Source organism: Agrobacterium sp. DSM 25558 (genome assembly GCF_900100825.1).
Lineage (GTDB): Bacteria > Pseudomonadota > Alphaproteobacteria > Rhizobiales > Rhizobiaceae > Agrobacterium.
The window spans coordinates 1-22,923 of record NZ_FMUD01000048.1; the positions used below are offsets into that span (position 1 = coordinate 1).

26 protein-coding genes are annotated in these 22,923 nt (G+C 55.9%); 3 read left to right on the forward strand and 23 right to left on the reverse strand.

Features of this window, described 5'->3' with window-relative positions; all coding sequences use genetic code 11:
* Positions 1-80 precede the first annotated feature (80 nt).
* The 11 genes from DSM25558_RS29865 to DSM25558_RS25430 form a co-directional block, all read right to left on the reverse strand.
* Positions 81-245: an HNH endonuclease gene (locus DSM25558_RS29865; RefSeq protein WP_083716658.1), complete on the reverse strand. Its 165-nt coding sequence runs from the start codon at positions 243-245 to the stop codon at positions 81-83.
* Positions 246-945: 700 nt separating this feature from the next.
* Entirely contained in the window at positions 946-1,488 is a 543-nt protein-coding gene (locus DSM25558_RS25385) for a hypothetical protein (RefSeq protein WP_077107412.1), read from the reverse strand.
* A 170-nt stretch (positions 1,489-1,658) separates the two neighbouring features.
* Positions 1,659-2,996: an AAA family ATPase gene (locus tag DSM25558_RS25390; protein WP_077107413.1), complete on the reverse strand. Its 1,338-nt coding sequence runs from the start codon at positions 2,994-2,996 to the stop codon at positions 1,659-1,661.
* A 7-nt stretch (positions 2,997-3,003) separates the two neighbouring features.
* On the reverse strand, positions 3,004-3,195 hold the full coding sequence (locus DSM25558_RS25395) for a MerR family transcriptional regulator (protein ID WP_077107414.1): 192 nt from the start codon (positions 3,193-3,195) through the stop codon (positions 3,004-3,006).
* A gap of 839 nt (positions 3,196-4,034) precedes the next feature.
* Positions 4,035-4,193, reverse strand: coding sequence for a hypothetical protein (locus DSM25558_RS28895; protein WP_159442528.1), 159 nt, complete (start codon positions 4,191-4,193; stop codon positions 4,035-4,037).
* Between the two features lie 23 nt (positions 4,194-4,216).
* On the reverse strand, positions 4,217-4,459 hold the full coding sequence (locus DSM25558_RS25405; protein WP_077107416.1) for a hypothetical protein: 243 nt from the start codon (positions 4,457-4,459) through the stop codon (positions 4,217-4,219).
* A gap of 62 nt (positions 4,460-4,521) precedes the next feature.
* Positions 4,522-4,689 carry a hypothetical protein gene (locus DSM25558_RS28900; RefSeq protein WP_159442529.1) on the reverse strand — a complete coding sequence of 56 codons (168 nt, stop codon included), beginning with the start codon at positions 4,687-4,689 and terminating at the stop codon, positions 4,522-4,524.
* 90 nt (positions 4,690-4,779) lie between these two features.
* Positions 4,780-5,067 (reverse strand): hypothetical protein, encoded by a 288-nt coding sequence (locus DSM25558_RS25415; protein ID WP_143240245.1) that lies wholly within the window; start codon positions 5,065-5,067, stop codon positions 4,780-4,782.
* Between the two features lie 413 nt (positions 5,068-5,480).
* Positions 5,481-5,687 (reverse strand): hypothetical protein, encoded by a 207-nt coding sequence (locus tag DSM25558_RS25420; RefSeq protein WP_077107419.1) that lies wholly within the window; start codon positions 5,685-5,687, stop codon positions 5,481-5,483.
* A gap of 17 nt (positions 5,688-5,704) precedes the next feature.
* Complete coding sequence (locus DSM25558_RS25425) at positions 5,705-5,956, reverse strand: hypothetical protein (protein WP_077107420.1); 252 nt, start codon at positions 5,954-5,956, stop codon at positions 5,705-5,707.
* Between the two features lie 82 nt (positions 5,957-6,038).
* Positions 6,039-6,539, reverse strand: coding sequence for a hypothetical protein (locus DSM25558_RS25430; protein WP_077107421.1), 501 nt, complete (start codon positions 6,537-6,539; stop codon positions 6,039-6,041).
* Positions 6,540-6,954: 415 nt separating this feature from the next.
* Here DSM25558_RS25430 and DSM25558_RS25435 point away from each other — a divergent pair, with 415 nt between their 5' ends.
* Positions 6,955-8,199, forward strand: a complete 1,245-nt coding sequence (locus DSM25558_RS25435) for a tyrosine-type recombinase/integrase (RefSeq protein ID WP_077107445.1) — start codon at positions 6,955-6,957, stop codon at positions 8,197-8,199.
* A 233-nt stretch (positions 8,200-8,432) separates the two neighbouring features.
* Here DSM25558_RS25435 and DSM25558_RS25440 read toward each other — a convergent pair whose 3' ends face one another.
* From DSM25558_RS25440 to DSM25558_RS25465, 6 genes are all read right to left on the reverse strand, one after another.
* Positions 8,433-9,542, reverse strand: coding sequence for an endonuclease/exonuclease/phosphatase family protein (locus tag DSM25558_RS25440; RefSeq protein WP_077107422.1), 1,110 nt, complete (start codon positions 9,540-9,542; stop codon positions 8,433-8,435).
* A 58-nt stretch (positions 9,543-9,600) separates the two neighbouring features.
* Positions 9,601-10,629, reverse strand: coding sequence for an ABC transporter ATP-binding protein (locus DSM25558_RS25445; RefSeq protein ID WP_077107423.1), 1,029 nt, complete (start codon positions 10,627-10,629; stop codon positions 9,601-9,603).
* Complete coding sequence (locus DSM25558_RS25450; RefSeq protein ID WP_077107424.1) at positions 10,617-12,311, reverse strand: ABC transporter permease; 1,695 nt, start codon at positions 12,309-12,311, stop codon at positions 10,617-10,619. Before DSM25558_RS25450 ends, DSM25558_RS25445 begins: the two co-directional genes overlap by 13 nt.
* A gap of 9 nt (positions 12,312-12,320) precedes the next feature.
* On the reverse strand, positions 12,321-13,304 hold the full coding sequence (locus tag DSM25558_RS25455; RefSeq protein WP_077107425.1) for an ABC transporter substrate-binding protein: 984 nt from the start codon (positions 13,302-13,304) through the stop codon (positions 12,321-12,323).
* A gap of 81 nt (positions 13,305-13,385) precedes the next feature.
* The gene (locus DSM25558_RS25460) at positions 13,386-14,219 is read right to left on the reverse strand and encodes a PhzF family phenazine biosynthesis protein (RefSeq protein ID WP_077107426.1); all 834 of its coding nucleotides are present in this window, start codon (positions 14,217-14,219) and stop codon (positions 13,386-13,388) included.
* Positions 14,220-14,451: 232 nt separating this feature from the next.
* Positions 14,452-15,696, reverse strand: coding sequence for an aminotransferase-like domain-containing protein (locus DSM25558_RS25465; protein ID WP_077107427.1), 1,245 nt, complete (start codon positions 15,694-15,696; stop codon positions 14,452-14,454).
* A gap of 241 nt (positions 15,697-15,937) precedes the next feature.
* Between DSM25558_RS25465 and DSM25558_RS25470 the strand changes: the two genes are divergently transcribed.
* Complete coding sequence (locus DSM25558_RS25470) at positions 15,938-16,390, forward strand: RbsD/FucU family protein (protein WP_077107428.1); 453 nt, start codon at positions 15,938-15,940, stop codon at positions 16,388-16,390.
* A 67-nt stretch (positions 16,391-16,457) separates the two neighbouring features.
* On the opposite strand, the gene DSM25558_RS25475 is transcribed toward DSM25558_RS25470, so the two are convergent.
* The 4 genes from DSM25558_RS25475 to DSM25558_RS25490 all read right to left on the reverse strand — a co-directional run bounded on the left by DSM25558_RS25475 (position 16,458) and on the right by DSM25558_RS25490 (position 19,401).
* Positions 16,458-16,961, reverse strand: coding sequence for a DUF4440 domain-containing protein (locus DSM25558_RS25475; RefSeq protein WP_077107429.1), 504 nt, complete (start codon positions 16,959-16,961; stop codon positions 16,458-16,460).
* A gap of 144 nt (positions 16,962-17,105) precedes the next feature.
* On the reverse strand, positions 17,106-18,125 hold the full coding sequence (gene ilvC / locus DSM25558_RS25480) for a ketol-acid reductoisomerase (protein ID WP_077107430.1): 1,020 nt from the start codon (positions 18,123-18,125) through the stop codon (positions 17,106-17,108).
* A gap of 45 nt (positions 18,126-18,170) precedes the next feature.
* The gene (locus DSM25558_RS25485) at positions 18,171-18,827 is read right to left on the reverse strand and encodes a TetR/AcrR family transcriptional regulator (RefSeq protein WP_077107431.1); all 657 of its coding nucleotides are present in this window, start codon (positions 18,825-18,827) and stop codon (positions 18,171-18,173) included.
* 172 nt (positions 18,828-18,999) lie between these two features.
* Positions 19,000-19,401 (reverse strand): winged helix-turn-helix transcriptional regulator, encoded by a 402-nt coding sequence (locus tag DSM25558_RS25490; protein WP_077107432.1) that lies wholly within the window; start codon positions 19,399-19,401, stop codon positions 19,000-19,002.
* 113 nt (positions 19,402-19,514) lie between these two features.
* Here DSM25558_RS25490 and DSM25558_RS25495 point away from each other — a divergent pair, with 113 nt between their 5' ends.
* Complete coding sequence (locus tag DSM25558_RS25495) at positions 19,515-20,399, forward strand: SDR family oxidoreductase (RefSeq protein WP_077107433.1); 885 nt, start codon at positions 19,515-19,517, stop codon at positions 20,397-20,399.
* Between the two features lie 201 nt (positions 20,400-20,600).
* On the opposite strand, the gene DSM25558_RS25500 is transcribed toward DSM25558_RS25495, so the two are convergent.
* Both DSM25558_RS25500 and DSM25558_RS25505 read right to left on the reverse strand, forming a co-directional pair.
* The gene (locus tag DSM25558_RS25500) at positions 20,601-21,866 is read right to left on the reverse strand and encodes an NAD(P)/FAD-dependent oxidoreductase (protein ID WP_077107434.1); all 1,266 of its coding nucleotides are present in this window, start codon (positions 21,864-21,866) and stop codon (positions 20,601-20,603) included.
* 79 nt (positions 21,867-21,945) lie between these two features.
* Positions 21,946-22,701 carry a pyridoxine 5'-phosphate synthase gene (locus DSM25558_RS25505; RefSeq protein WP_077107435.1) on the reverse strand — a complete coding sequence of 252 codons (756 nt, stop codon included), beginning with the start codon at positions 22,699-22,701 and terminating at the stop codon, positions 21,946-21,948.
* Positions 22,702-22,923: the final 222 nt, after the last annotated feature.

Here is a 22,923-nt window from a genome sequence, read left to right on the forward strand (position 1 = left end):
CTTTCCGCTTTCCGAGCAAAGAAATATCATTCCCCAAATGGTTGCAATAGGGGAACAATATTCTCAAGGCCGTTAGACTGTCAGACCGCCATCGCATCCACGTCTTGCATCGACATGGCTTCCTCAGCATCAACGAATGACTTGGCGACGTTGCATGACCTGCACAGACATTGCGTATTTGATTGCACATGATCGCCACCAATCGATAAACATTTGACATGATCCAACTCAGGGGAGTCCATCATGTTCAAGCCGCGCAATGCTTTGGGTGTAGCAATGCCGCACTAAACACATTGCCAGCCATTGCGCTAATGACACCCATGGAATCCATGACCGAAACCCATGACCGAAACCAGATTGAAATCATCGCCGTGCACAGCACAGTCGGGCAGCTTATAAACGAAACCAATTGCGCTAATGACAGGATATGACTCCATAACGAAAACACAACCTAAAAGAGAATAACGAAACCAATTGCGCCCCGTAACCCCTCACCCCACTGACGAGTCCTGTTCACGGTGTTCTGACACCTGACATGACATGTTAGTGGGGGGTATGGGGGGTGGTGGGGGGGGAGGAAAAACAATACCAAAAACACATAGCCAAATCACAGCCGGGAAAGGTTCGCATCAGGTTGCATTACCCCTATCCAGATCGTGACCGGAAATGAAGCGCCAACACCATAACGACCCATGACCTACCAAACCACATGAGCCAATCCGGGGGCCATATCCCCGCGCAATGACAGAGCGACCAACCATTGCAGATATAACCCTATCATAAATCGACACAGACAGGAGTAGGGCTGGCGTTTGGGGTATCAGATAGGCAACCGCACCAGAAACAGCCTAACGCCTCTGTATGGCGCTCTATGGCCGAAATGGAAAAACCCGCCATCCTGTTTCCAAGAGGCGGGCTTTCGTTATGGAATAGTTCGCGCAATCTTTACGCGCCATGGGCAATCTCTAGCGTCTCAACGTCAGCCTTTGTTCCCTTGGTCATGCCGATAACGATCTTGCGCGTTTCCAATAATCTGATAGCTGACTCACGAATAGCTTGTGGCGGATGCTGCTTGCCGACATATGGGAGGAGCCGCAAGCCGACATCGTTTGTGCGATGAAAAGCGATAGGCCTAGACTCTTCTTTGATGTACTCGCGCAGACCTTCCAGAACTTCCGAATCAATCGCGGCCTGACTTTCAAGAATGGCGGATGCTTCTTTCACGGCTTCCCCTGCGTCATCCCATAGCCGCCCGGACCAGACGAAAGACGGACGCACGACCATGTGCACACCGCTATGCGTTTCGCCATCCTCCTCGCACGGCTTACCGACAAGGCAACCGGACGCATAGGAAATTACCTTGTACAGATTCAGATAGCCGTCACCCTCATTCGTAACGAAGTGAAGACCGACCATTGCAGCCCCACCGGCGTCTTGTTCCTCATTAAATCGAATGCCTAGATTGTCATTGGTTGCCGTCATACTCATTTTTAAATTCTCCTTCTCTATCTCTCCTCACTCGCACCATTGCGCCGGAATTCACATTCACACACACACAGCCCTATATAAGGGGGCCTGTGAGTGAGTGATTATGTGTACATTCCACAAGTCACAGCCCTATGTTTTCACATGTGACTTGTGACTTGTGACCGAGGGTTTTAATCCTCTTCTTCGTCTGCTTCGTTGCAATACTCGGAGTCCCCGAACTCGTAATCTTGCTTTCGCTTGTCGTCTTTTTCATCCCATGACAGGAAGGGCGGCTTTTCCCTAAGCGACAGCGTAAAAACCATATTGGTTTTATTATAGGACAGTTCACCGGGTGAATTTTCCGGGCCGCCCTCCTCAGGCGGAAGCATATCTTTCCAGAAGCGCGCAACGTTCTTTCCATGCCTTTTCAGGTCGGGATCGTTTGCAGCAAGCTTTAAGAACTCCGACCGGCTGCAAACTACATCCCACGTGCCAAGGTCACTTATTCCGCCGCTCATCTTTCCACGGTCCAAATAGCGAATGATCCGCCGCCGCTTATCTCTCCGCGCAACCAAGACTTTCAGATCGGTATCTTTCTTCTTGTCATCGGCCTTTGGCTTGCGCCCCATCGCATGGGCCTTTTGCTCATCTAGGGCGCGCTGTATAGCTTCTGGAGACTCATCATAGATAACGACGCCTGCCGATTTCGTATAGCCAAGCCTTGTCTTGCCCACGTTGACACTTTCGAGAGACATAGCCGCGAGAGGGCCTGTGCGACCGTCGCGAGTCTTCGTTAGAGCCACAAGACGCCCAGCCGTCGAACCCTCAATATTACTACGGGCCGCGCTATATGTGATTTCGAAATCTGCCGCCGAATAGTTTGCAGAAGAACCTCGCCCGCCTTTGGATGCATCCTTGCCAGCATGTGCAACAATCGCAATAGAGATATCAAGACGCCTTGCAACTTCCTTTAGGTCGGAAAACACATCTTGCCACAACTCAGGCTTTAGCTCATCTTTGATAAGTCCAGCCGCAATAACGGTATCGATAACGACAAATACAAGCGGTACGCCTCTCCGCTTCATCATTGTCTTGTTTAATCTCTCTAACGCTAATTCGAATTGCTCTATCGAATGCTCTTTATTCAATCTAAGCAAGTTTTTGGGCATAACGAAAGGGACTTCTCGCCTATCAAGATTATGATACTTAAACAATGCGTCACGTCTTGGACGTATGCTCTCGTATCCCTCAAAGGCAAAGTAAGCCGTTCCGCCGTTCCTGTTTATTTTCTTTCCGAATATCTCGTCTTTGTACGTTAGCGCAATACAGAGCCATAATGCGTTGAATGTCTTGAATGCGCCTGACGTTCCGGTAAGCATTCCAACGCCGTTTTCTGGTATCATGTCAGCAACAAAGTCATCCTCATAAGGTTCGCCGTCATCCTCATCATCGGGAAAGCCTTCATTACCTTCATAAAATATAGGACCTAAAAACTCCTCTTGATCTTCAACCGTTCTAAATTGAGTCATTAATTTTTCAGGCGCTTAAGCTTGCAGCTTCAAGGCTGGAAATCCACGAATTCAACGTCGAGCGTCTCATCGCAATGCTGCCGCCAAGACGGAACACGGGAATTTCGCCCTTATCAATCATCAAGTGCACCCGACGAGTCTTAACGCCGATAGCCTCCCCGATGGCCTTTGCACCCACAATAACCTCTGATCCTTCCATTTCTGGTTCTCCTTATGCTAGGCCGAAACGAACGAAAAGCGCCGACAAGACACGGGAAAACCCGCGCTCAAAGGCACTGTGTCAGTTTCAGCAATGTTATGATTGCGCGCCGGTAGTCGAGCCATGGGCCGGACTACGATTGCAGGGGCGCTTATAGGGCTATCATGTGAGGGGTGTCAATAACGTTTTTTACGCAATCGTAACTTTCTCATTCCCATGTCGTCAATTCAATCCATTCCAGAACGAAATCAGCCAATCCTCATCATGACAGTCGGGCAGCTTGTGGCGCTAGCCACAATAAGGCCGATAGGCCTTAGTCTCCACTGGCATGGACAAGGGCGGGCCGGGGCTAGCATTCCGGGAGCGGAACGGGGAACGACATTAGCCGCGAACGATATCTAGCCCACGGGCGTCTATGGCGATCCATGGCAAATGACATTATTCGCCCAGGCATTATGGACCTATCTGGAATTGCATATCATTCGGTAACGACGGTATGCGAGTGGAGACTGCGGCCTGCGGCCTTGACGGGGCGTTGCCCCTAGCTGCCTGCCCCTTATGGATCACAGCCGGAAAATGGCCAGCATATGCGAGCCGGGGCCATCCAGAGCGGGGACTCGATTCACCACAAGGCAAGCGTGACCGTGCCGACCATGAAGGCCAAGGGGAACAAACCGTGCCAAGCCAAGCCAGCCGACACCATAAAACCTAATGCAACCATAGCGAAATCTCCTTTCCTCTTTCGCGTTATCCTTTCGTATGCGTTGGAGGGCGGGGGCCGGAACGACAAAGCCCCACCATTGCTGGCAGGGCTGGAATTGTAGCGCGGGGCCGTGGGGCTATGACAACATGAGTTTCATGACGATGATGAATTGCAGGCCAATGGTGCCGACTGCAAAGACGCTCGCAACGAATGGCGCGGCGATGGCTGGCAGTTCGTTGCGGATAGAAAACCAGACTGCAATTGCGGTAGCTGCGAATATGACGGGGATAAGCATTTCATGGTTCCTTGATTGTCTGGTTAAGCCGTAACGGCCTTGGCGCGTACCTCGCGACCGATGGCGGCATATGCGCGGAGATACGGAAAATAGCGGTTGCCCCGTGGAATGCGACCGACCCACGCAACGACGGTAGACGCGCCTTGCCCCATGAAGCGGCCCTTAGTGCCATCCGGTCCGGCCTTTACCCATTGTCCGGGCTGTAGCTTTGCGATGGCTTCAGGTGAAAGGTTCCAGATATCAACAGTCTTAGAAAAGCGCGCCATGTCGTTAGTCCTTATGGATCGTGGGGAAAGATGGCCGGGGCATTCACGCCCCTCATGATCGATTAGCGGTAATCCTCGCGAACCCATTCATTTTGCCGTGCACGGGCCGGAGCCGGGGAAACAGTGACGTTCTCAAGAATGACTCCCTTACGTTCTGCCCATTCCTTGACCTGCGTTTCAGTGCGGAAAAGTGCGATCAAAACACCGGCTGCGTTGCTCACTGCGATCATTGTTTTCGTCTCCGTTTCGATGAGCAACGTTTATAGAGCCCTCCGATTCCCGTCAATCCCCTGACCTAAAGATAAATGCGGAACATGACGTTATTTGCGGATAGGTCCGGGAATGATTCCTGTCAAAACCATCCGGGCCGTAGGCTTCTTTCCGTCTCGTATCGCGTTGCGTTGCTCAATCCCTGCGATAGCGGTTTTCAAGGCTTCCAGAGATAGCCGGGGCAAGCCTGACGTGCTTTGTTCCGGGAGCCGCAATGTGTAACGATGGCCACCCACGGTAATGGCTTCCTGTTTCGTTGTGTGGCGCGTAATGACCATTCCAAGAGCGTCTGCCCGTCGTTTCAGATTGTGCCAGTTAGCCGGGGCGGGTGTTTCCATGTGTGACTCCTCATGCTTGTTCAAGTTGACTTGCTCCATAGGCCGGGGCGTTAATGCCGGTCAAGCGTTTGACGTAAAGATATCTTGGATCATAATGGGAAGGCCATTCCGGGGCGTGGATCATGACTTGCGGGCAGTCCATGGCCGAAGGCCGTGGGAAAAGGTTCTACCGCCCTATTTAGCCCGTATCTCGTCACAGGCGCGTTTTGTCCCTCCTGTGACGCAATCACCCCGGACACCCTCCGGTTTCCAACCCACGGCCTTCCCTGTCCGGCAATCTTCCGCAATCGCTTCTTTTTCCTGCCGCGCCTACGGCTTGCCGCTGCCCACAACTTAAACAGGGGGCTTAGATACGAAAACCCGCCCTCCGGTATGGAAAGCGGGCCTGTTATCGTTACGGAGTTATGTCCGGCTCAATCCTCTCCTATCTCAAACTCAACCGTTTTGAATGTCGATTTCGTGAATTCCTCGCGTTCGATCGATTGCGCGGCCTTGACCAATTCGCGGGCAAGCTTTCGGGCCTGTTTCGCAGTTAGGTATTTTGTCGACTCCGACTCGCGGCCAAGATACACAGCAACGTTTTCCCGGAACCTATGCACCTGCGCATTCTGCTTTTTCATGCCGTCCCTTCCCCTGCCTAGATCGAAATCCGGGCAATCATCTTGGCGCTGGAAACGCCTAGCATCATGAGCCCAACAATTCCCGACACCCAAAGAAACGGGGCAATCGAAATGGCGCGGTCAATGGCCTTGCCTGTCCGGTTAGAAGCCTTGCGCACGTATCGATGAAAGGCGCTGTCTCGATATGGATCATTAAGGGAATGATGACTTGCACGGCCCTTGTGGATGGCGGGGCGCTGGACTCCCTCAATCACCGGGATTTCCTTCATGGTGGACTCCTTTGCGGGCTCTTTGGCCCTTGTGCGCGGCTGTTTTGAGAGTGCCGCGCTTGCCTCTATCTGGGAATTTCTTCTACCGGGCCGACGCTGGCAGGATCGTGGAACCTGCAAATTTCGCGGCCAGCTTTTGCGCCAAGTCGAGACGCCCGCACCATCCGGCATTAAAATATGTGGTGTAATCGGCCTTCTCAGCCGACGCGACACGGCGCGCTTGCTGATCTGCAATGAATTCGGCGCGGGTCATGGTGCCGATTGAAGCCTTAGCCTTGGCAATTCGGTCTGCATTTTCTTCGCGCTGTGCTTCCTGACGTGCCGCGATTTGTTCGGCTGTATATGAAGCATGAAAACCAGAAGCCGGGGTAACAGTCGTGACGTGGGCGTGAGTGCCAGCCGCGCAAAGGGCGTCATAATCATAGTTGCGCCCGTCAGTCTTATGCCAGTCCTTGTGCATGGCGAATGCCAGCTTTTCCGCCTTGTCTTGGCGATAAACGACAGTGTGAGAATATGACCGCTCAGTATTGCGGGTGTGGGTTTTGCCGTTTGGATCGATTGCGAAATATGCGGTCTTAGCCATGTGGGGCGTCCTTGCGGTTGCGGTTGGTATGTCCAAACCCTATTGAGCAACCCCCGGATTGTAAACCACGGACCTAAAGATAAATTGGTACATGACGATAAGACCTTGAAATAAAAGGCATAAAAAAACCCGCCATGCGAAACAACACAGGGCGGGCTAAGTCATAAGGAGTACACGCAACGAAAAGAAACAAAAGCGTGTGCCGCCCTTATTGAGTCGTTACAGAAAGGTGTCAATAGCCCATCCAGCCTCATGACTCAGCGCGTCACTGCACAGTGTCTTTTGCGTCCCGCGCTTGTTTCCCCAAAGATGGCGGAGCGCGATCCGGGCAGGCGCTTTTCTCATTCAAGCCCGTTGACAGCTAATCCCCAAAGAGGCTAACCCGGTCATGTTGCACAAAATAAGGTGGTCAAAGATGGCAGTACGGAAACGCGAATGGACGAAAGGTCCAGATGGCAAACCCAAAACGGCTTGGGTAGTCGATTACAGGGACATGGCAGGCAATCGAAAGCACAAGACCTTTGCGACAAAGAGGGAAGCGGACGCTTACCAGCTAACGGCAAAAAATGAAGTCCGGGACGGAATCCACGTTGCATCTAGCGAAACCGTGACGGTTCTACAGGCTGGAGAACTATGGCTTAAGAAGGCCCGCCGCGACGGCTTGGAACAATCGACCGTGGAAGATTATGATCGCCTGTTGCGCCTGCATATCGCCCCTCTCATCGGTGGATTAAAGCTTACCTCCCTCAACTCGCCAAAGCTAAGGGAATTCGAGGAACAATTGCGTGACACTGGCCGCTCAGCTTCAATGGCGAGGCGGGTTATGTCCACGCTAGGTTCCTTGCTTGGAGACGCGCAAGAGCGTGGGCTAGTCGTGCGGAATGCAGTCCGGGAGTCCAAGGTCAAGCGCGGGAGTCGTGATAGCCGGTTAGAGAAACGAGCAAAGGGCAAGCTTAAGATTGGCGTTGATATCCCGACACGCGAAGAAATCAGCGCACTAGCAGCCGCCCTTGATGGCCGTTGGCGTCCCATGATCTTGACCGCGATCTTCAGTGGTATGCGCGCTTCGGAGCTTAGGGGCCTGCGCTGGCAAGACGTTGATTTAGATGCCGGGAAAATCCGAGTCCATCAACGTGCCGACCGCTACAACGATATAGGCAATCCCAAATCAGAAACCAGCGAGCGCGAATTACCGGCACCGCCAATTGTCATTAACGTCCTGCGCGAATGGAAACTTAAATGCCCGCTAGCTGATACCGGAAAACTCGACGCGACCGGGCAGAAGATAAAGGCCCTAGACCTCTGCTTTCCAAATGGCGCGGGTAAAGTCGAAGGTCTGCGAAATATCCTTCGCCGGGGCCTGCATCCGGCATGGGTGAAAGCAGGCATAACCACAAACGACGGGAAAGTGGATTCAGAGGGGAACCTGATTCCGAGATACACGGGAATGCACTGCTTGCGTCATTGGTACGCTAGTTTCTGCATCAACCGGAAAGAGGATGGCGGGTTAGGCTTGCCCCCTAAGATGGTGCAGAACCGTCTAGGGCATTCCACTATCGCGCTCACGATGGACACCTATTCGCATTTATTCCCTTCTGACGATGACGGTTCCGAAATGGCAGCGGCTAGCGATTTCATCCTGTCACCTGTTAGGGCATGATATCCTTTTTGGTGTGTGGCAAGCAATTTGCAACCCTAGGATATGCAACATGGATGCAACACAAAACGCTCAAGGCCTTATTTTCCGGGGCCTATTTCATGATTTGTAATCAGGGGGTCACGAGTTCGAACCTTGTCGGGGGCACCAGTTTTTCCTTTTCCGATGACAAAGTGGTTATTTTCGCAGAGCGGTAACCTGCTTGGGTGAAATCTCACTCGTGCACATCAGGCATCTCACCCCAAATCCAGCGTCATCACCACCGGGCAATGGTCCGATGCCTTTGGCCTGTCCCATCCCGTCCGTGGATAGCGCTCTACCTCCTGCCCTGGTGGAAAGATTGTGCGGTAGGGTTGACCGGCGCGGATGATTTCGGGGGCGCTGTTGGCGTTGATCTCTGCAAGGTGTGGTGAGAGCCAGATGTAGTCTAGCTGGCAGAGATGCTGCTCCTGCGGGCCGCGGGAGTGGTAGAGCGTCCAGCGATCCATGTCATCACGGCGCAGCATCGGGTTTATGGCGAAACCGTCTTTGCTAAGAACATTGAGGGCGCTGCGCTCTTCTTTCACCGGTGTGAAGCTGTAGCCGGTGCGGCGGTTGCCGGAGATGGTGACGCGTTCCTGATAGTCGTTCATGTCGCCGCAGATGGCGAAATTCATGGAGCGGGTCTTGTCCGCTCCAAAACGGTTTTCGATGATGCGGCGGATGGCGCGGATCTCTGCTTCGCGCACGGGCATGGTGGAAAGCCGGGCATCGCCTGCCTCACGGGCGTTGGTCATGGACTTCAGATGCGTCACGTAAAGCGTGAAGGGTTTGCCGCCGATGCGCAGATTGAGTTCAAGGCAATCGCGTTTGAAAATCTTGTCGTCGATACGGTTCGTCAGCGCCAGTTCCGGCGTGAACAGGCCAAGCTCGCGATAGGTCAGCGTCGCATGGCTTTTGATCTCGACAAGCTCGATCCTCTCGCCATCCAGAGTTTCCTCACGCATGATGACGGCGACATCGATGCCGCGGCTGTCATTGCCCTCCACCAGATATTTCTGGCGATAGCCATTGCCCACCATGCGGTAGAGATAGCCATATTCGAAGGCCTGAAGAGCGGCCATGTTATCGACTTCCTGAAGGCAGAGAATGTCAGCGTCTGCATCGGCAATGGCCAGCGCTGAAAGCTGGCGGGTATCATCAGTCGATGCCAGCATACGTGCGCTTTCCAGCGCCTGATAGGTTGCCTCATCGCGCACATCGAAAAGCTGCATGGCCCGGTCGCGCCGCGTCTGGTTGCGAAAGCCGGTATAATCGAAACGCGTCATCAGGTTTTCGATGTTGAACGTGGCAAGCCGCAGCGACATGAATCATTCCCAGTTGGTCTCAGCTTAAGACTATCCGTTAATCCCGCGACAGCAAGCTTTACAGCCGCCAGGCCGAACGTATGACAACGGGGAAGAGCGAACCGATGGCGGCGGGTTCGCGGGAATAGGCGCGCAGCGACTGGCCGTCCGGCAGCGTTAGCCGCAGGGCGTAGCGCTCGCCTTCATAGAGAATGTTGGCGACGCGGCACGGTATGCCCTCGCCATCCTGTATCACGTCTTGCGGTCGCACCAGAATGTCTCCGCTTGGTGATGCCGAGCTTTCACCTGCCATCAGCGGTCGCAGCTCGTTCCAGTTCAGAGACCGTGGCGCATTTTCCGGCACCGGCAGAGAGAGTATCGCGCCCTGCCCCACCAGCCCGCCGACGAGCCTGCCTTCCGGCCGGGCGTAGAGTTCTGCGGGCGGTGCCATCTGCAACAGCTTTCCCTCGGACATCACGGCAACATCGGTGGCAAGCGCCATGGCTTCAGCCTGATCGTGGGTGACATAGACCATGGTCGCGCCTGATGTGGCATGGAATTCGCGGAAAGTTTCTTCCATTTCCTGGCGCAGATGCCGGTCCAGATTGGCCAGTGGTTCGTCAAGCAGGACAACGTCGGGTTCGGTGACGAGGCAGCGGGCGAGCGCCACGCGCTGCCGCTGCCCGCCGGACAATTCGGATGGGCGGCGGTCCGCATAGGCTTCCAGGCGTACGGTGGCCAGCGCGTGTGCTACCTTACGCCTATAGGTCTCGCCGGAAATGCCACGCACTTTCAGCGGATATCCGGCATTGTCGGCCACGGTCATATGCGGCCACAGCGCGTAGGACTGGAAAACCATCGCCATGTTGCGACGTTCGGGCGGCACCATGCTGCCGGCATCGGCCAGCACGCGTTCGCCCAGAAGAATGGAACCATCCGTCGGCTGTTCGAAACCGGCGATCATCCGCAAGACGGTGGTTTTGCCACAGCCGGATGGGCCGAGCAGCGCCAGAAAGCCGCCTTCGCGTATGGTCATGGACACGTCGTTCACGGCAGGTTTTCCGCCGCCAAAATATTTGGACAGGCGGTTGAGGATCAGTTTCGCCAAGGCACAACTCCCTTCGGCAGCTTTCGGCCGAGCACTTCTAGAAGCAGCATGAGGACGATTACCATCGCCACCACCAGAACGGAGAGCGCCGAGGCGAGATCGAAACTGCCGCTGTCATCGAGATTATAGATCACCACGCCCAGCGTCTGCGTGCCTGCGGACCAGAGTAGTGCCGATACCGTCAGTTCGTTGCAGGCGATGAGGAACACCAGAATGACCGAAGCGCCCGCCGCAGGCCCGACCAGCGGTAAGATGATGTCGAACATCCGCCGCCAGAACCCCGCCCCGGCCAACCGTGCGGCTTCCTCCAGCGCTGGGTCGAACTGCGTGAAAGCTGAGACCATCGGCTTCAAGCTGACGGCGAAGAAGGAGGAGAAATAGGCAAGCAGAATGATCCACAGCGTGCCGTAGAGCGTCACACCCAATAGCGGAATGGGCGCGGCAAACAACAGCACGTAGGACACGGAAATGACGACACCTGGAAGCGCGTAGGGAATATCGACAAGCGCCGACAGCAGAAACATGAAACGGCTTTTGCCGCGCACCAGAAAATAGGCCGTCAATATTGTCACCACCAGGAGACAAAGCGATGTTGCCGTGGCGAGAAATAGCGAGTTTGCAAAGGCCGTACGCGTGACCGCTTGGCGGAACAGAATTTCCTCATAGGCATGCAGCGTCGCGGTCTTGGGGGTGAGCGGCACGCCATAGGCAGGTGCCAGCGAACTGACGACAAGTGCTGTCAACGGAGCCACCAGCATGAAGAAAATGCCAAGCCAGAGCGCAAGCTCCGCCACGCCGCGCCAGCCACCGAGGTGAAAGGTCGCGGCCTTGCCGGACAGACCGATGATGCGGTAATCGCGCCCCTTCATCGCCCGCTCCTGAATAGCAAGGCCAAGGACGGAGATGATCGCGATCATGCCTGAGAGCATGGCGATATCGCCAAAGGTACTAGTGCCGAAGCTGGCAAAGCGGCTGTAGATGAGCGTTGGTAGAGTGAAGATGGATGCGGGAATGCCGAGAATGGCGGGAATGCCAAAATTGCCGACGCATGACACGAAGGAGATCGCCGCACCCGCAATCAGACCCGGCATGGCCAGCGGCAGAATGATGTCTTTCAGCACCTGCCAGGAGGACGCGCCGGACAGCTTTGCCGCCTCGATGCCATCCTGCGGCAAGGCCAGCAGCCCGGCACGAAGGGACAGGTAAACCAGCGGCGCATGCTGCACGCCCAGCAGCAGCGCGATGCCAGCAATGGAATAAAGCGGCTGTGGCGAGCCCAAAGGCGGCGCAAGGCCGATGGCCTTCAACAGCGTGCTGGAAGGGCCGGTCATGCCGATCCACGAGAGCGCCGTGACCTGCGGCGGGATCATCATCGGTAGCATGAACAGAAAGCTCAGCGCCGACTTGGCCCTGATATCGCATAGTGTCAGCGCCAGCGCAAAACCGGCTCCGATGGCGAGCGAAATGACCATGCCGAAGAAAGATGTGGAGAGCGTGTTCAGCACCGCATCCCACAGTGCCGGATCGCTCAGCAGCGGCCACATGTCACCTTTCAGCGACGAGAGGATGCCGGTATAAGCCAGCCGCCCCAGCGGCAGGGCGCTCAGCATGAAAACGACTGAAACCACAAAGGGAAACAGCCAGCGCGGCTGACTGTTTCCTGTCTTCGAAATCGTGTGCATGAATGCGGATCAGCCCTTGGAGCCGAAGATATCCGAGAAGGTCTTGAGGTCCTTTTCCGAGTTCTTCAGCGCTTCCGGCGCGTTGATTGGCAGCACCTTGATCTTGTCGCGTGCCGGGAAGCCTTCCGGCAGGGCAACGTCGTTGCGGGCTGGAATATAGCCGAGCTTGACGAAGCCTTCCTGGCCCTTGGCGGACAGAACGTAATCCACAAACTTCTTGGCGGCGTCGGCATGCTTCGTGTTGGCCAGAATACCGACTGGCTCGGTAACTGCCGAAACGCCTTCTTCCGGGAACACGAATTCAACCGGTGCGCCCTTGGCTTTTTCGCGGATCGGCATGTAATCGACCACGACACCGTAGGCCTTCTCGCCCGATGCGACAGACTTCAGCACGGCACCGTTGCCACCAGCGGCAATCGCGCCATTTTTCTTGAGCGCCTTGTAATAATCCCAGCCGAGGCTGCTGACACCGGCCAGCGTCTGCGCGTGGATGAGGGCCGCACCAGAGGTCAGCGGGCTTGGCATGGTCACGAGGCCCTTGGATTCCGGCTTTGCCAGATCCTTCCAGCTTGTCGGCTTCATCGCGGCCTGCGTGTTGTACATGATGCCGGTCGTGATGAGCTTGGTGGAATAATAATAGCCATCCGCATCATAGAAAGCCGCGTCGTAATGCGCCGCTTCCGGCGACTTGTAGGCCAGAAGCTGCTTGTTCTGCTTCATGCGCTCCAGCGTGACCGTGTCCGCAATCAGCAGTACGTCGGCGACCGGGTTGCCCGCTTCGATCTCGGCCATCAGCTTTGCCATGATCTTGGGCGTTCCGTCACGCACCCACTGAATGTCGATGTTGGGATTGGCGGCCTTGAAGCCATCGACGGTTGCCTGCGCATCCTCGTTCGGCTGGCTGGTGTAAAGCACCAGATCGGCAGCCTGAGCGCTACCTACGAGAATACCGAGCGAAACGACGGCCGTGAAGGCGGAGAGAAGCGTTTTCATGAATGCGGTTCCTGTTGTGATGTGGCACCGCTAAAACACACATGCATAACATGTGTGTGACAGGCAGGATTTAAGCGCTCATCACAGCGTGACCGTACCCTCGATCAACACCGTCACCGCACCGCCAATCCAGATATCGTCGCCAATCTTGTCGACACTGACGCGCCCTGCCCGGCCAAGAACCGTGCCCTGGCTTGCAACATAGCTGTGCGGCGCAAGGCCCTGGCCGATCAGCCATTGCGCAATGCCCGCATTCAGACTGCCGGTGACTGGATCTTCGTAACCATCCGCAAAGGCTCTCAACTCGAAATCCGCCTCGATAGCGTCTTCCACGCTGCAAGGTGCCACCACGCCAACCTTGAAACCGCCAAGAACCGGATAATTCGGCTTGATGTTCAAAACATCCTTCCGCGAGCGGAGCAGCAGCGAGATCCAGCCGGGACCGTTATCCGTCCAGTTTGCATCGACAACTGCATCCTTTGAAAGACCAAGACCCTCAATGATGTTTTCAAGTATATCGGCATCCACAGGACCCGATTTGCGCAAGGGTGGCGCGGCAAATGCCAGCTTGCCGTCTGAAACCCTGATACGAACAAGACCCGCCTCACATTCCTGCACCACCTCGGCCTTTTCGGCCTTAGCCTGACGGGAAAGCCAGACATGGCATGTGCCAAGCGTGGGATGGCCTGCGAAAGGCAGCTCTCCATGCGGCGTAAAAATCCGCACCCGGTAATCGGCATCGGCAGATGTTGGTTTTAAGAGGAACGTGGTCTCGCTCAGATTCGTCCAGTTGGCAAAAGCCGCCATCTGCGCATCCGACAGGCCATCCGCATCGCAGACGACGGCGAGAGGATTGCCCTTGAGTGCTTCTGCCGAGAAGACATCGACTTGCTGAAATGCGTGTTGGCTGGTCATGGGAGAATCCTTTCGTCGGGATGGCGCAGAGGAGTTGAGAGCGCGCGTCTAGATTTCTTCTCCCCGAGGGGGAGAAGGTCGCGGCAGCGGGATGAGGCGGCTAGCTCTCCGTATCCATTGACCCTTGCCCCCTCATCCGAGCCTCCTGAGTTTATCGAAGGGGGCCACCTTCTCCCCGGCGGGGAGAAGAAACCAAGCATCAACGTCGCGTACAGAGCCTTGACGTAACAGCTCAAACCAGCGGCATCGTCTCGTTCGATGTGGTTTCCGCACCGGCAATCAGACGACCGAGGCGCTTGATGCCTTCATCGATCATCTGCTCGTTAGCGCAGGAGAAGCTGATGCGCAGCGTGTTGGCACCGGAGCCATCGGCATAGAACGCCTTGCCCGGAACGAAGGCGACCCGCTCTGTGGACAAGGACTTGGCGAGAAGCTCTGCGCCATCCATGCCTTCAGGCAGGGTGACCCAGACGAACATGCCGCCTTCCGGCTTCGTCCAGCTGGCAAATTTCGGCATGTATTTCTCGAGAGCCGCCAGCATCGCATCCCGGCGCGCGCTGTAGGCAGCCTTAATCTTTGCGACCTGCTTGTCGAAGCCGCGCGAGGCGACATGCTCGATAGCCATCTGGTTGATGGTCGAGGAATGCAGGTCTGCTGCCTGCTTCATGAGCACCAGCTTGCGGATAACAGGCATGGCCGCAACCACGAAACCGACACGAAGACCCGGTGCCAGCGTCTTGGAGAAGCTGCCGGAATAGATCGTGCGGGTCTTTTCGATGCCGCCGCTGCGGGCGATGTCGAGCGCCAGAATCGGCGTGACGGGTTCGCCGTCAAAACGCAGGTTCTGATAGGCTGCATCTTCGAGAACGGCGATATCCAGTTCGTCGGCCAGTTCCAGCAACCTCTTGCGGCCCGCCAGATTGACGGTTTCACCGGTCGGGTTGGAAAAGTCAGCCGAGAGGTACGCGAACTTCACCGAACCGCCAGCCTTGGTCGCGGCATCGCGGTACGTCTGCGGTGTGCGGTTACCGTTCGGGTTCAGTTGGTCGTAAGTCGGCTCATAGGCATTGAAGGCCGAGAGAGCGCCGAGATAGGTCGGCCATGTCACCAGCGCCGTATCGTTGGGCGAAAGGAACAGCTTCCCGAGATAATCCAGCGCCTGCTGCGAACCTGACGTGATAAAGACGTTATCGACCGAGCATTCGATGCCGATCTTTTCCATGTCTTTCACGATCCATTCGCGCAGCGGCTTGTAGCCTTCACTGACGGAATATTGCAGAGCGGAATTGACCTGCGGACCAGAGAAAATATCAGCATAAGCCTGCTTGAATTCCTGGTCTGGAAACAGCGCAGGATCAGGAATACCGCCCGCGAAGGAAATGATATCCGGTTGTTCCAGCAGCTTCAGCAATTCGCGGATTTCGGACGCCTTCATGCGCGACGAGCGCGTGGCGAAAATCTGTTCCCAATCGAGCATGGGTTCGTTTCCTCTTGTTTCGTTTTCTTGCGCATATATTTACAGAAACACCGATAGGTCAGCAATGCTGACTTATCGATTTTTGGTACGGTTTTTCACCTTTTCTGCGCAACCTCCCAGAAGGTGCATACGCAATACATCCTCGGACAAGAGTCTACAATCGGCATCACGATGGATTGACGGCGGCACAATTTCCGGCTCGATTGCAAGGCCACTGATTTGACGCATGATGGAGGATACAATGCTCAAGAATATCGACCCGGCACTGAATGCAGATGTGCTGCACGCGCTGCGCGCCATGGGCCATGCAGACACGCTTGTTATCACAGACACGAACTTCCCATCCGATAGCATCGCCCAGCACACCGTCGTCGGTCAGGTTCTGCGCATGGAAAACATCTCCACCGCCCGCGCCATGCAAGCCATCCTCTCCGTCTTCCCCCTCGACACCCCTCTTCAGCCTTCAGTAGGCCGCATGGAAGTCATGGGCGCGCCAGACCAGATCGAGCCAGTGCAGGCGGAAGTCCAAAAGGAAATCGACGCCGCCGAAGGCAAATCCGCGCCCATGTATGGCATCGAACGCTTTGCATTTTACGAGCAGGCAAAGGAGGCCTATTGCGTGATTACGACGGGTGAGACGCGGTTTTATGGCTGCTTTATTCTGACGAAGGGTGTGATTGCGCCGGGGGTGTAACGTTTTACACCTCCCTCATTCCTGTGCTTGTCACAGGGATGAGGGAGGTAGAGCTACCAGTACCACATCAAGCTTGGGTCGGATCGCGCTCAATCACTTCACCGCTCTGAAGTTGTTCTACTGAACGGCGCAATCGTTCAGCGTTGGCAACATGAGAGAGCAAATGTGACGTACCGTCGGCCGATTTGTCGACCGGAGTCCCTTGATGAAACCGCAGCTTCCAACTATTCCCCTCGCGGCTCCAGATCGAAGAGCGATTGGCCCACTCCACGACACCACCGTAAACCGCTTCACTCACATATGTCACCTGAACGATGTCCGGTGACAGTTGTCGACCATGAAAACTCAAGAGGGGAATAGTTGCTTTTATCGTCTGTCCTGGCCGAGCCTCGACAAGGATCTCAGCCCTCGTATACGTTCGTCCTGAACGTCCGAACTCGAAAAAGTCTTTAGCAAAAACGTTGTCCATCAATGCAACGTCGAAACGTGTCTCGGTGATCCACAGGCTCTCTTCCAGTTGACGGATTTCATCCAAATCCTTTTCGGATAGTGCGGTATCCTCATCGTGCATGATGGCGTCCTCCGTAACCAAGTCGCACGAGAAGACCAGCTTTCGACATTATCGACAAGAAAAAAGGATGCGAAAGTTGCCCTTCGCATCCCCTTGCAACTTTTATCTGCACCCTCGTCAACGTGACGAAGAAATTACGCAGTCTTAGTTGACAGCCTTATCAACCAGCTTGTTCTTGCCGATCCATGGCATCATGCCGCGAAGCTTCGCGCCGACTTCTTCGATCTGGTGAACGTCGTTCATGCGGCGGATGCCCTTGAAGCGGGCGGCACCGGAGCGGTATTCCTGCATCCAGTCGGACGTGAACTTGCCGGTCTGGATGTCGTGCAGGACGCGCTTCATTTCAGCCTTTGTTTCAGCTGTGATGATGCGTGGGCCGGTGACATATTCGCCCCATTCTGCCGTGTTGGAGATGGAGTAGTTCATGTTGGCGATGCCGCCTTCATAGATCAGGTCCACGATCAGCTTTACTTCGTGCAGGCACTCGAAATAGGCCATTTCAGGCGCATAACCGCCTTCGACCAGCGTTTCGAAACCAGCGCGGATCAGCTCGACGAGACCGCCGCACAGAACGACCTGTTCGCCGAAGAGGTCGGTTTCGCACTCTTCGCGGAAGTTGGTTTCGATGATGCCCGAACGACCGCCGCCAACGCCGCAGGCGTAGGAGAGCGCAACTTCAAGAGCATTGCCCGAAGCGTTCTGGTGAACGGCAACGAGGCAAGGCACGCCGCCGCCCTTCTGGTATTCGCCGCGAACCGTGTGGCCAGGGCCCTTTGGTGCGATCATGATGACGTCGAGCGAAGCCTTCGGCTCGATGAGGCCGAAGTGAACGTTGAGGCCGTGGGCGAAGGCAATGGCGGCGCCATCACGAATGTTGTCGGCAATTTCTGCCTTGTAGATATCAGCCTGAAGTTCGTCAGGCGTTGCCATCATCAACAGGTCGCCCCACTTGGCAGCTTCGGCAACGGTCATGACCTTGAAGCCATCGGCTTCTGCCTTCTTGATGGTGCCAGAACCGGCCTTCAAGGCAATGACGACGTTCGTGGAACCGCTGTCCTTCAGGTTCAGCGCGTGGGCGCGGCCCTGCGAGCCGTAACCGACGATGACGACATTCTTCGCCTTGATGAGATTGAGATCGGCATCACGATCGTAATAAACGCGCATTGGATAGTCCTTCCTGTGCTAAATCAAGTTGTTGGGGCCGAAAATTCAGGCGACCTTTCCGCCGATTTCCGAATGTACTTTTTCCGTGCCGTAGAGCGTCAGAAAGGCCGAAACAGCCTTGCGCGCCCGCGACGAGAAATCCTTTGCCTGTTGCGCTTCACCGAGCAGCATGCGTACATGCAGGTCGGAAACGATCAGGCCATAAAAGCTGCGATAAGCGTCTTCGAGATCATCGAAGCGGAGATAGCCGGAGCGACGTCCCGCCTCGATCAACCCGCGAGAACGCTTGTCGATCTGGCGACGTCCGCGCTCCAGAAGAAGATTGCCGAGCTTGGAGCCATCACGCGTCGCCTGCCCAATCGCCAGCCGGTTCAGCGCCAGCGAGACATCCCCCGCCAAAACGTCCAGAAGATCATGGGCGAAAACTTCGAGATGGTCGGTCAGTTGCGCCGCCGACACGCGGTCGCCTGCCTTTTCGAACGTGCGAACCTTGCTCTGCTGAAAGGTGATCATCGCAGCCAGCAGACCATCGCGATCGCCGAACCACTTGTAGAGACTTTCCTTGGAACAGTTGGCGGCGCGCGCTAGGCCAGATGTGGTCAGCGCTTTTTCTCCGCCCTCGACCAGAAGACGCAAAGCCTGCTCCAGAACGGCGTTCTGACGCGGCGAAAATTCCTGCGCTGTGATCGGATCGGTCCCCACCTTGCCCACTCCATCTGACAAATATGTACCGTACGGTACGGTTCGAGTGTTGTTTAAGTGGAGCCGCGAGCGGGGTCAAGCAATTTTTAAAAGGAAATTACGAATTGACGCAGCGCAATATGAGCGCTGGCGAAAATGCCTGCGGTGTGCCGTCATCCGTGGGTGGGTAGACTCAGGCTTCGAAACGCTGACGCGCGTCCTTTACCGCATCGTGGTTCTCCAGCGCCCAGTTGATGACTTCAGACAAAGGACGATAGAGCGAGCGCCCGAGCGGCGTCATGCTGTATTCAACGCTTGGCGGTTTCGTCGGGAAAACCTCACGGTGAATATAACCATCTCGCTGAAGGTCGCGCAGGGTCTGTGTCAGCATGCGTTGGGAAATATCCGGCACCATGCGGCGAAGTTCGCCAAATCTATAGGGTCGTTCCGCAAGAGCTTGCAGCAGCAAGGTGGACCACTTGCCACCTATATGGTTGAGCAGGTCCCGCACCGGGCAGTTGGCAAAATCCAGATTGGAGAAATCAGGCATCGGGGCAGACGATGTCGGCTTTAATCTGGAAATCGTTGCAGTCATGGTGGTTCCCTTTTGGTAACGTAGAGCGGTAAAAATGCCTTCTTTACAGATAGCAGTCAATTCCTATTCTATCCCTACTCTCTTTTTGAGACCACTGAAAAAGGAATAACTCTATGAGCAAGATTCTCGTGACCGGCGCTTCCGGCAACCTCGGCCAGGCGATCATTCGTCACCTTTTGGAAACATATCATGTTCTCGCGTCCGATATCGTCGCGGCAAGCCGCGACACCTCCAAGCTCTCGACACTCGGTTCAAAGGGCGTGGAAGTGCGCAAGGCCGATTTCGATGACGCAGCGTCGCTGGATGCGGCCTTTGCCGGGATCGACACGGTTCTCATCATCTCCACGGATGCGCTTGCCGTACCCGGCCTGCGCCTGACGCAGCACAAGGCGGCGGTTGCCGCAGCAAAGACCGCTGGTGTAAAGCACCTCGCCTATACGTCCATGCCGAACCCGGACAAGTCGCTCGTCACCTTCGCTCCCGACCATCTGGGAACCGAAGAGGCGGTCAAGGCAAGCGGCCTGCCCTACACGATCATCCGCAACGCCTGGTATAACGACAACTACCTGCATTCCATGGCGCACAATTTGCAAAGCGGACAGTGGTTCACAGCCATGGGTGACGGCAAGGTTTCCAACATCTCCCGCGATGACTGCGCCCGAGCGGCCGCCGCAGCTCTCGCAAAGGGCAAGGCCGAGAACAAGACCTACACCGTCACCGGCCCACAGTCGCTCAATGCCGACGAGATCGGCGCGATCATCTCGCACGCAGCTGGCAAACCACTGGCAGTCGTCAAGGTATCGCCTGCCGATCTGCAAAAAGGCATCGAAGGTGCCGGCCTCCCCGGCTTCGTGGCCGAAATGCTGGCATCCGCCGACGCAAACATCGCCGCCGGCAATTTCGATCTCGTGACCAGCGATTATGAAACGCTGACAGGCGAGAAGCCGCAGACGAGTGAGGCGTTTTTCAACGCGCATAAGGCCGCGCTTGCTGGTTGATATGGAGTCAATGACTTGGAAAGACAGGCCATTCGAAGCGTAAGATGATTACCAACTTTGCTCCAAACTCAACCTCACCCTCGGGCTCGACCCGAGGATCCAACGAGCCACGACGTTGACCGTGGATAGACCCTCGGGACAAGCCCGAGGGTGACGGAGGTTGGGAGTAACGTCACGCCTCCCATGGTGGTAGCGTTATGCTCACGCCTCGTCCTTCAGCGTCTCTTTCTGCGTAATCAGCCGTGCGCTGTGTTGACCGCTGAGATAGATCCACAGCCAGCTCCACGCCACGGCAAGGCGCGAGCGAGTGCCTATGAGGAAGTAGATGTGGGCGAGGCCCCATATCCACCATGCCAGAACACCCGTCAGCTTGATCTTGCCGAAATCGGCAACCGCAGCGCTTTTGCCGATGGTGGCGAGGTTGCCCTGGTGACGGTAATGGAAGGCCGGTTGTTCGGTCTTGCTCGCCAGACGCGCCGTGATGACCTCTGCGACATAGCCACCCTGCTGCTTGGCAGCCGGCGCGACACCCGGCACGGGCTTGCCGTCTTCCTGCTTCACCAGAGCCGTATCGCCAATGACGAAGATGTTGGGGTCACCCGGTATATTGAGCTGCGGGCCGACTTCCGCACGCCCGGCCCTGTCAGACGTCGTATCGAGCCATTTTGCAGCGGGCGATGCCTGAACGCCAGCAGCCCAGATGATCGTGCGGGCGGGCGTGAAGTCGTCACCGATCTTGACGCCCTCTTCCGTGCAAGCCGAAACCGGCGTTCCGAGCAGCACTTCGACGCCCAGCTTTTCCAGCGCAGTTTTGCTGTAGGCCGACAGTTTCTCGGTGAAAGCGGGCAAAACTCTTGGTCCCGCTTCGACCAGCAGGACCCGCGTCTTGCGTGTATCGACATTGCGAAATTCCGGCGGCAACACCTTGTGGGCCAGTTCCGCAATCATTCCGGCCATCTCGACACCCGTCGGGCCAGCACCGATGACCACGAAGGTCAGATGCGCCTGCTTTTCCTCTTCCGTTGTCGCAAGCTCGGCGCGCTCGAAAGCCAGCAGCAGGCGGCGGCGGATGGTCGTTGCATCCTCCAGCGTTTTCAAACCGGGCGCGTGTTTCTCCCACGCATCATTGCCGAAATAGGCATGGCGTGCACCGGTGGCGAGCACCAGCGTATCGAAGGAAACAGTCTCGCCCGAGGTCAGGATGACGTTCCGGTTCTGGCGGTCTATGCCGCCGACTTCCGATAAAAGCGTGGTGACTTCCTGCCGGTCGCGGTAAAGCCGCCGTATCGGCCAGGCGATTTCGGATGTCGCCAGCGCCGTGGTCGCTACTTGATAAAGCAGCGGCTGAAACAGGTGATGATTGCGGCGGTCGATCAAGGTGATGCGAACCGGTGCGCCTTTAAGTCCATGAACGACCTGCAGTCCGCCGAAGCCTCCCCCAACGACGACAACGTGATGCTGCTGCATAAAAATTTGCCCTTCTAAAATAAAAATATCCGCGCATTATCGTGCGCGGATACAATATAAAGGCAAAAATCGACGATAGTTATGAAATAGTCTGACCACAGGCGCGACAAAAACGCCGTACCGTCTCAGCCATACCATATTCCATGGCATCCGCCGTCAGCCCATGTCCGATGGAGACCTCCGCCAGATCCGGGATGCGCCGGACCAGCGCCGGCAGGTTGGCAACGGTCAGATCATGGCCCGCATTGACCTGTAGACCGAGCGCTTTGGCGTAATCTGCGGTTAGCCCAAGCTTTTCGATCCACATCGCAGCCTGTTCAGGATTGTCGTAACAGCCGCCATAGGGGCCGGTGTACAGCTCGATGCGAGCCGCGCGCGTTTCCGCCGCAAGTCGAACCGCCTCCTCATCCCCATCACCATCGGCAAAAAGAGAGACGCGCATGCCGCCTGCCATAAGGCGCGCCACGGTCTCCTTCAGGAACGTGGCATGCTTGCGAAAATCCCAGCCATGATCGGAAGTCGCCTGCGCGGGATCATCCGGCACCAGCGTCACCTGCTCCGGCTGCGTTTCCTCGCACAACAGCAGAAAGTCTTCGGTCGGGTAACCCTCCATATTGAACTCGGCCTGCGGGAACTCATCATCGATCAGGGCGCGCAACACCGGCAAGTCGGAAAAGCGGATATGACGCTGATCCGGACGCGGATGGACGGTCAATCCGCTGGCTCCCGCGCTCAGCGCAATGCGGCCAAAATGCTCGACATCCGGCCACGGCAGATCACGGCGGTTACGCAACATGGCAATGGCATTGAGATTAACGGAGAGCTTGGTTGGCATGGGGGATCATCGCTTGTTTTCAACAGTGGGAGGCTTTGTTTCCCCCACTCTAGCCTATCTCGCAAGCACCACTCGAAAAATAATTGAAAAGTTTTGGAACCAAAGCGCGGCATTCGAATTCTACAACCCATTAGGGTTAGGGGACTCATTATGACTAGTGATTATTTTTACGCGGAAACAAACTTGAAGCTAAACCCGAATTTCGATCTCGCTATCGATGGG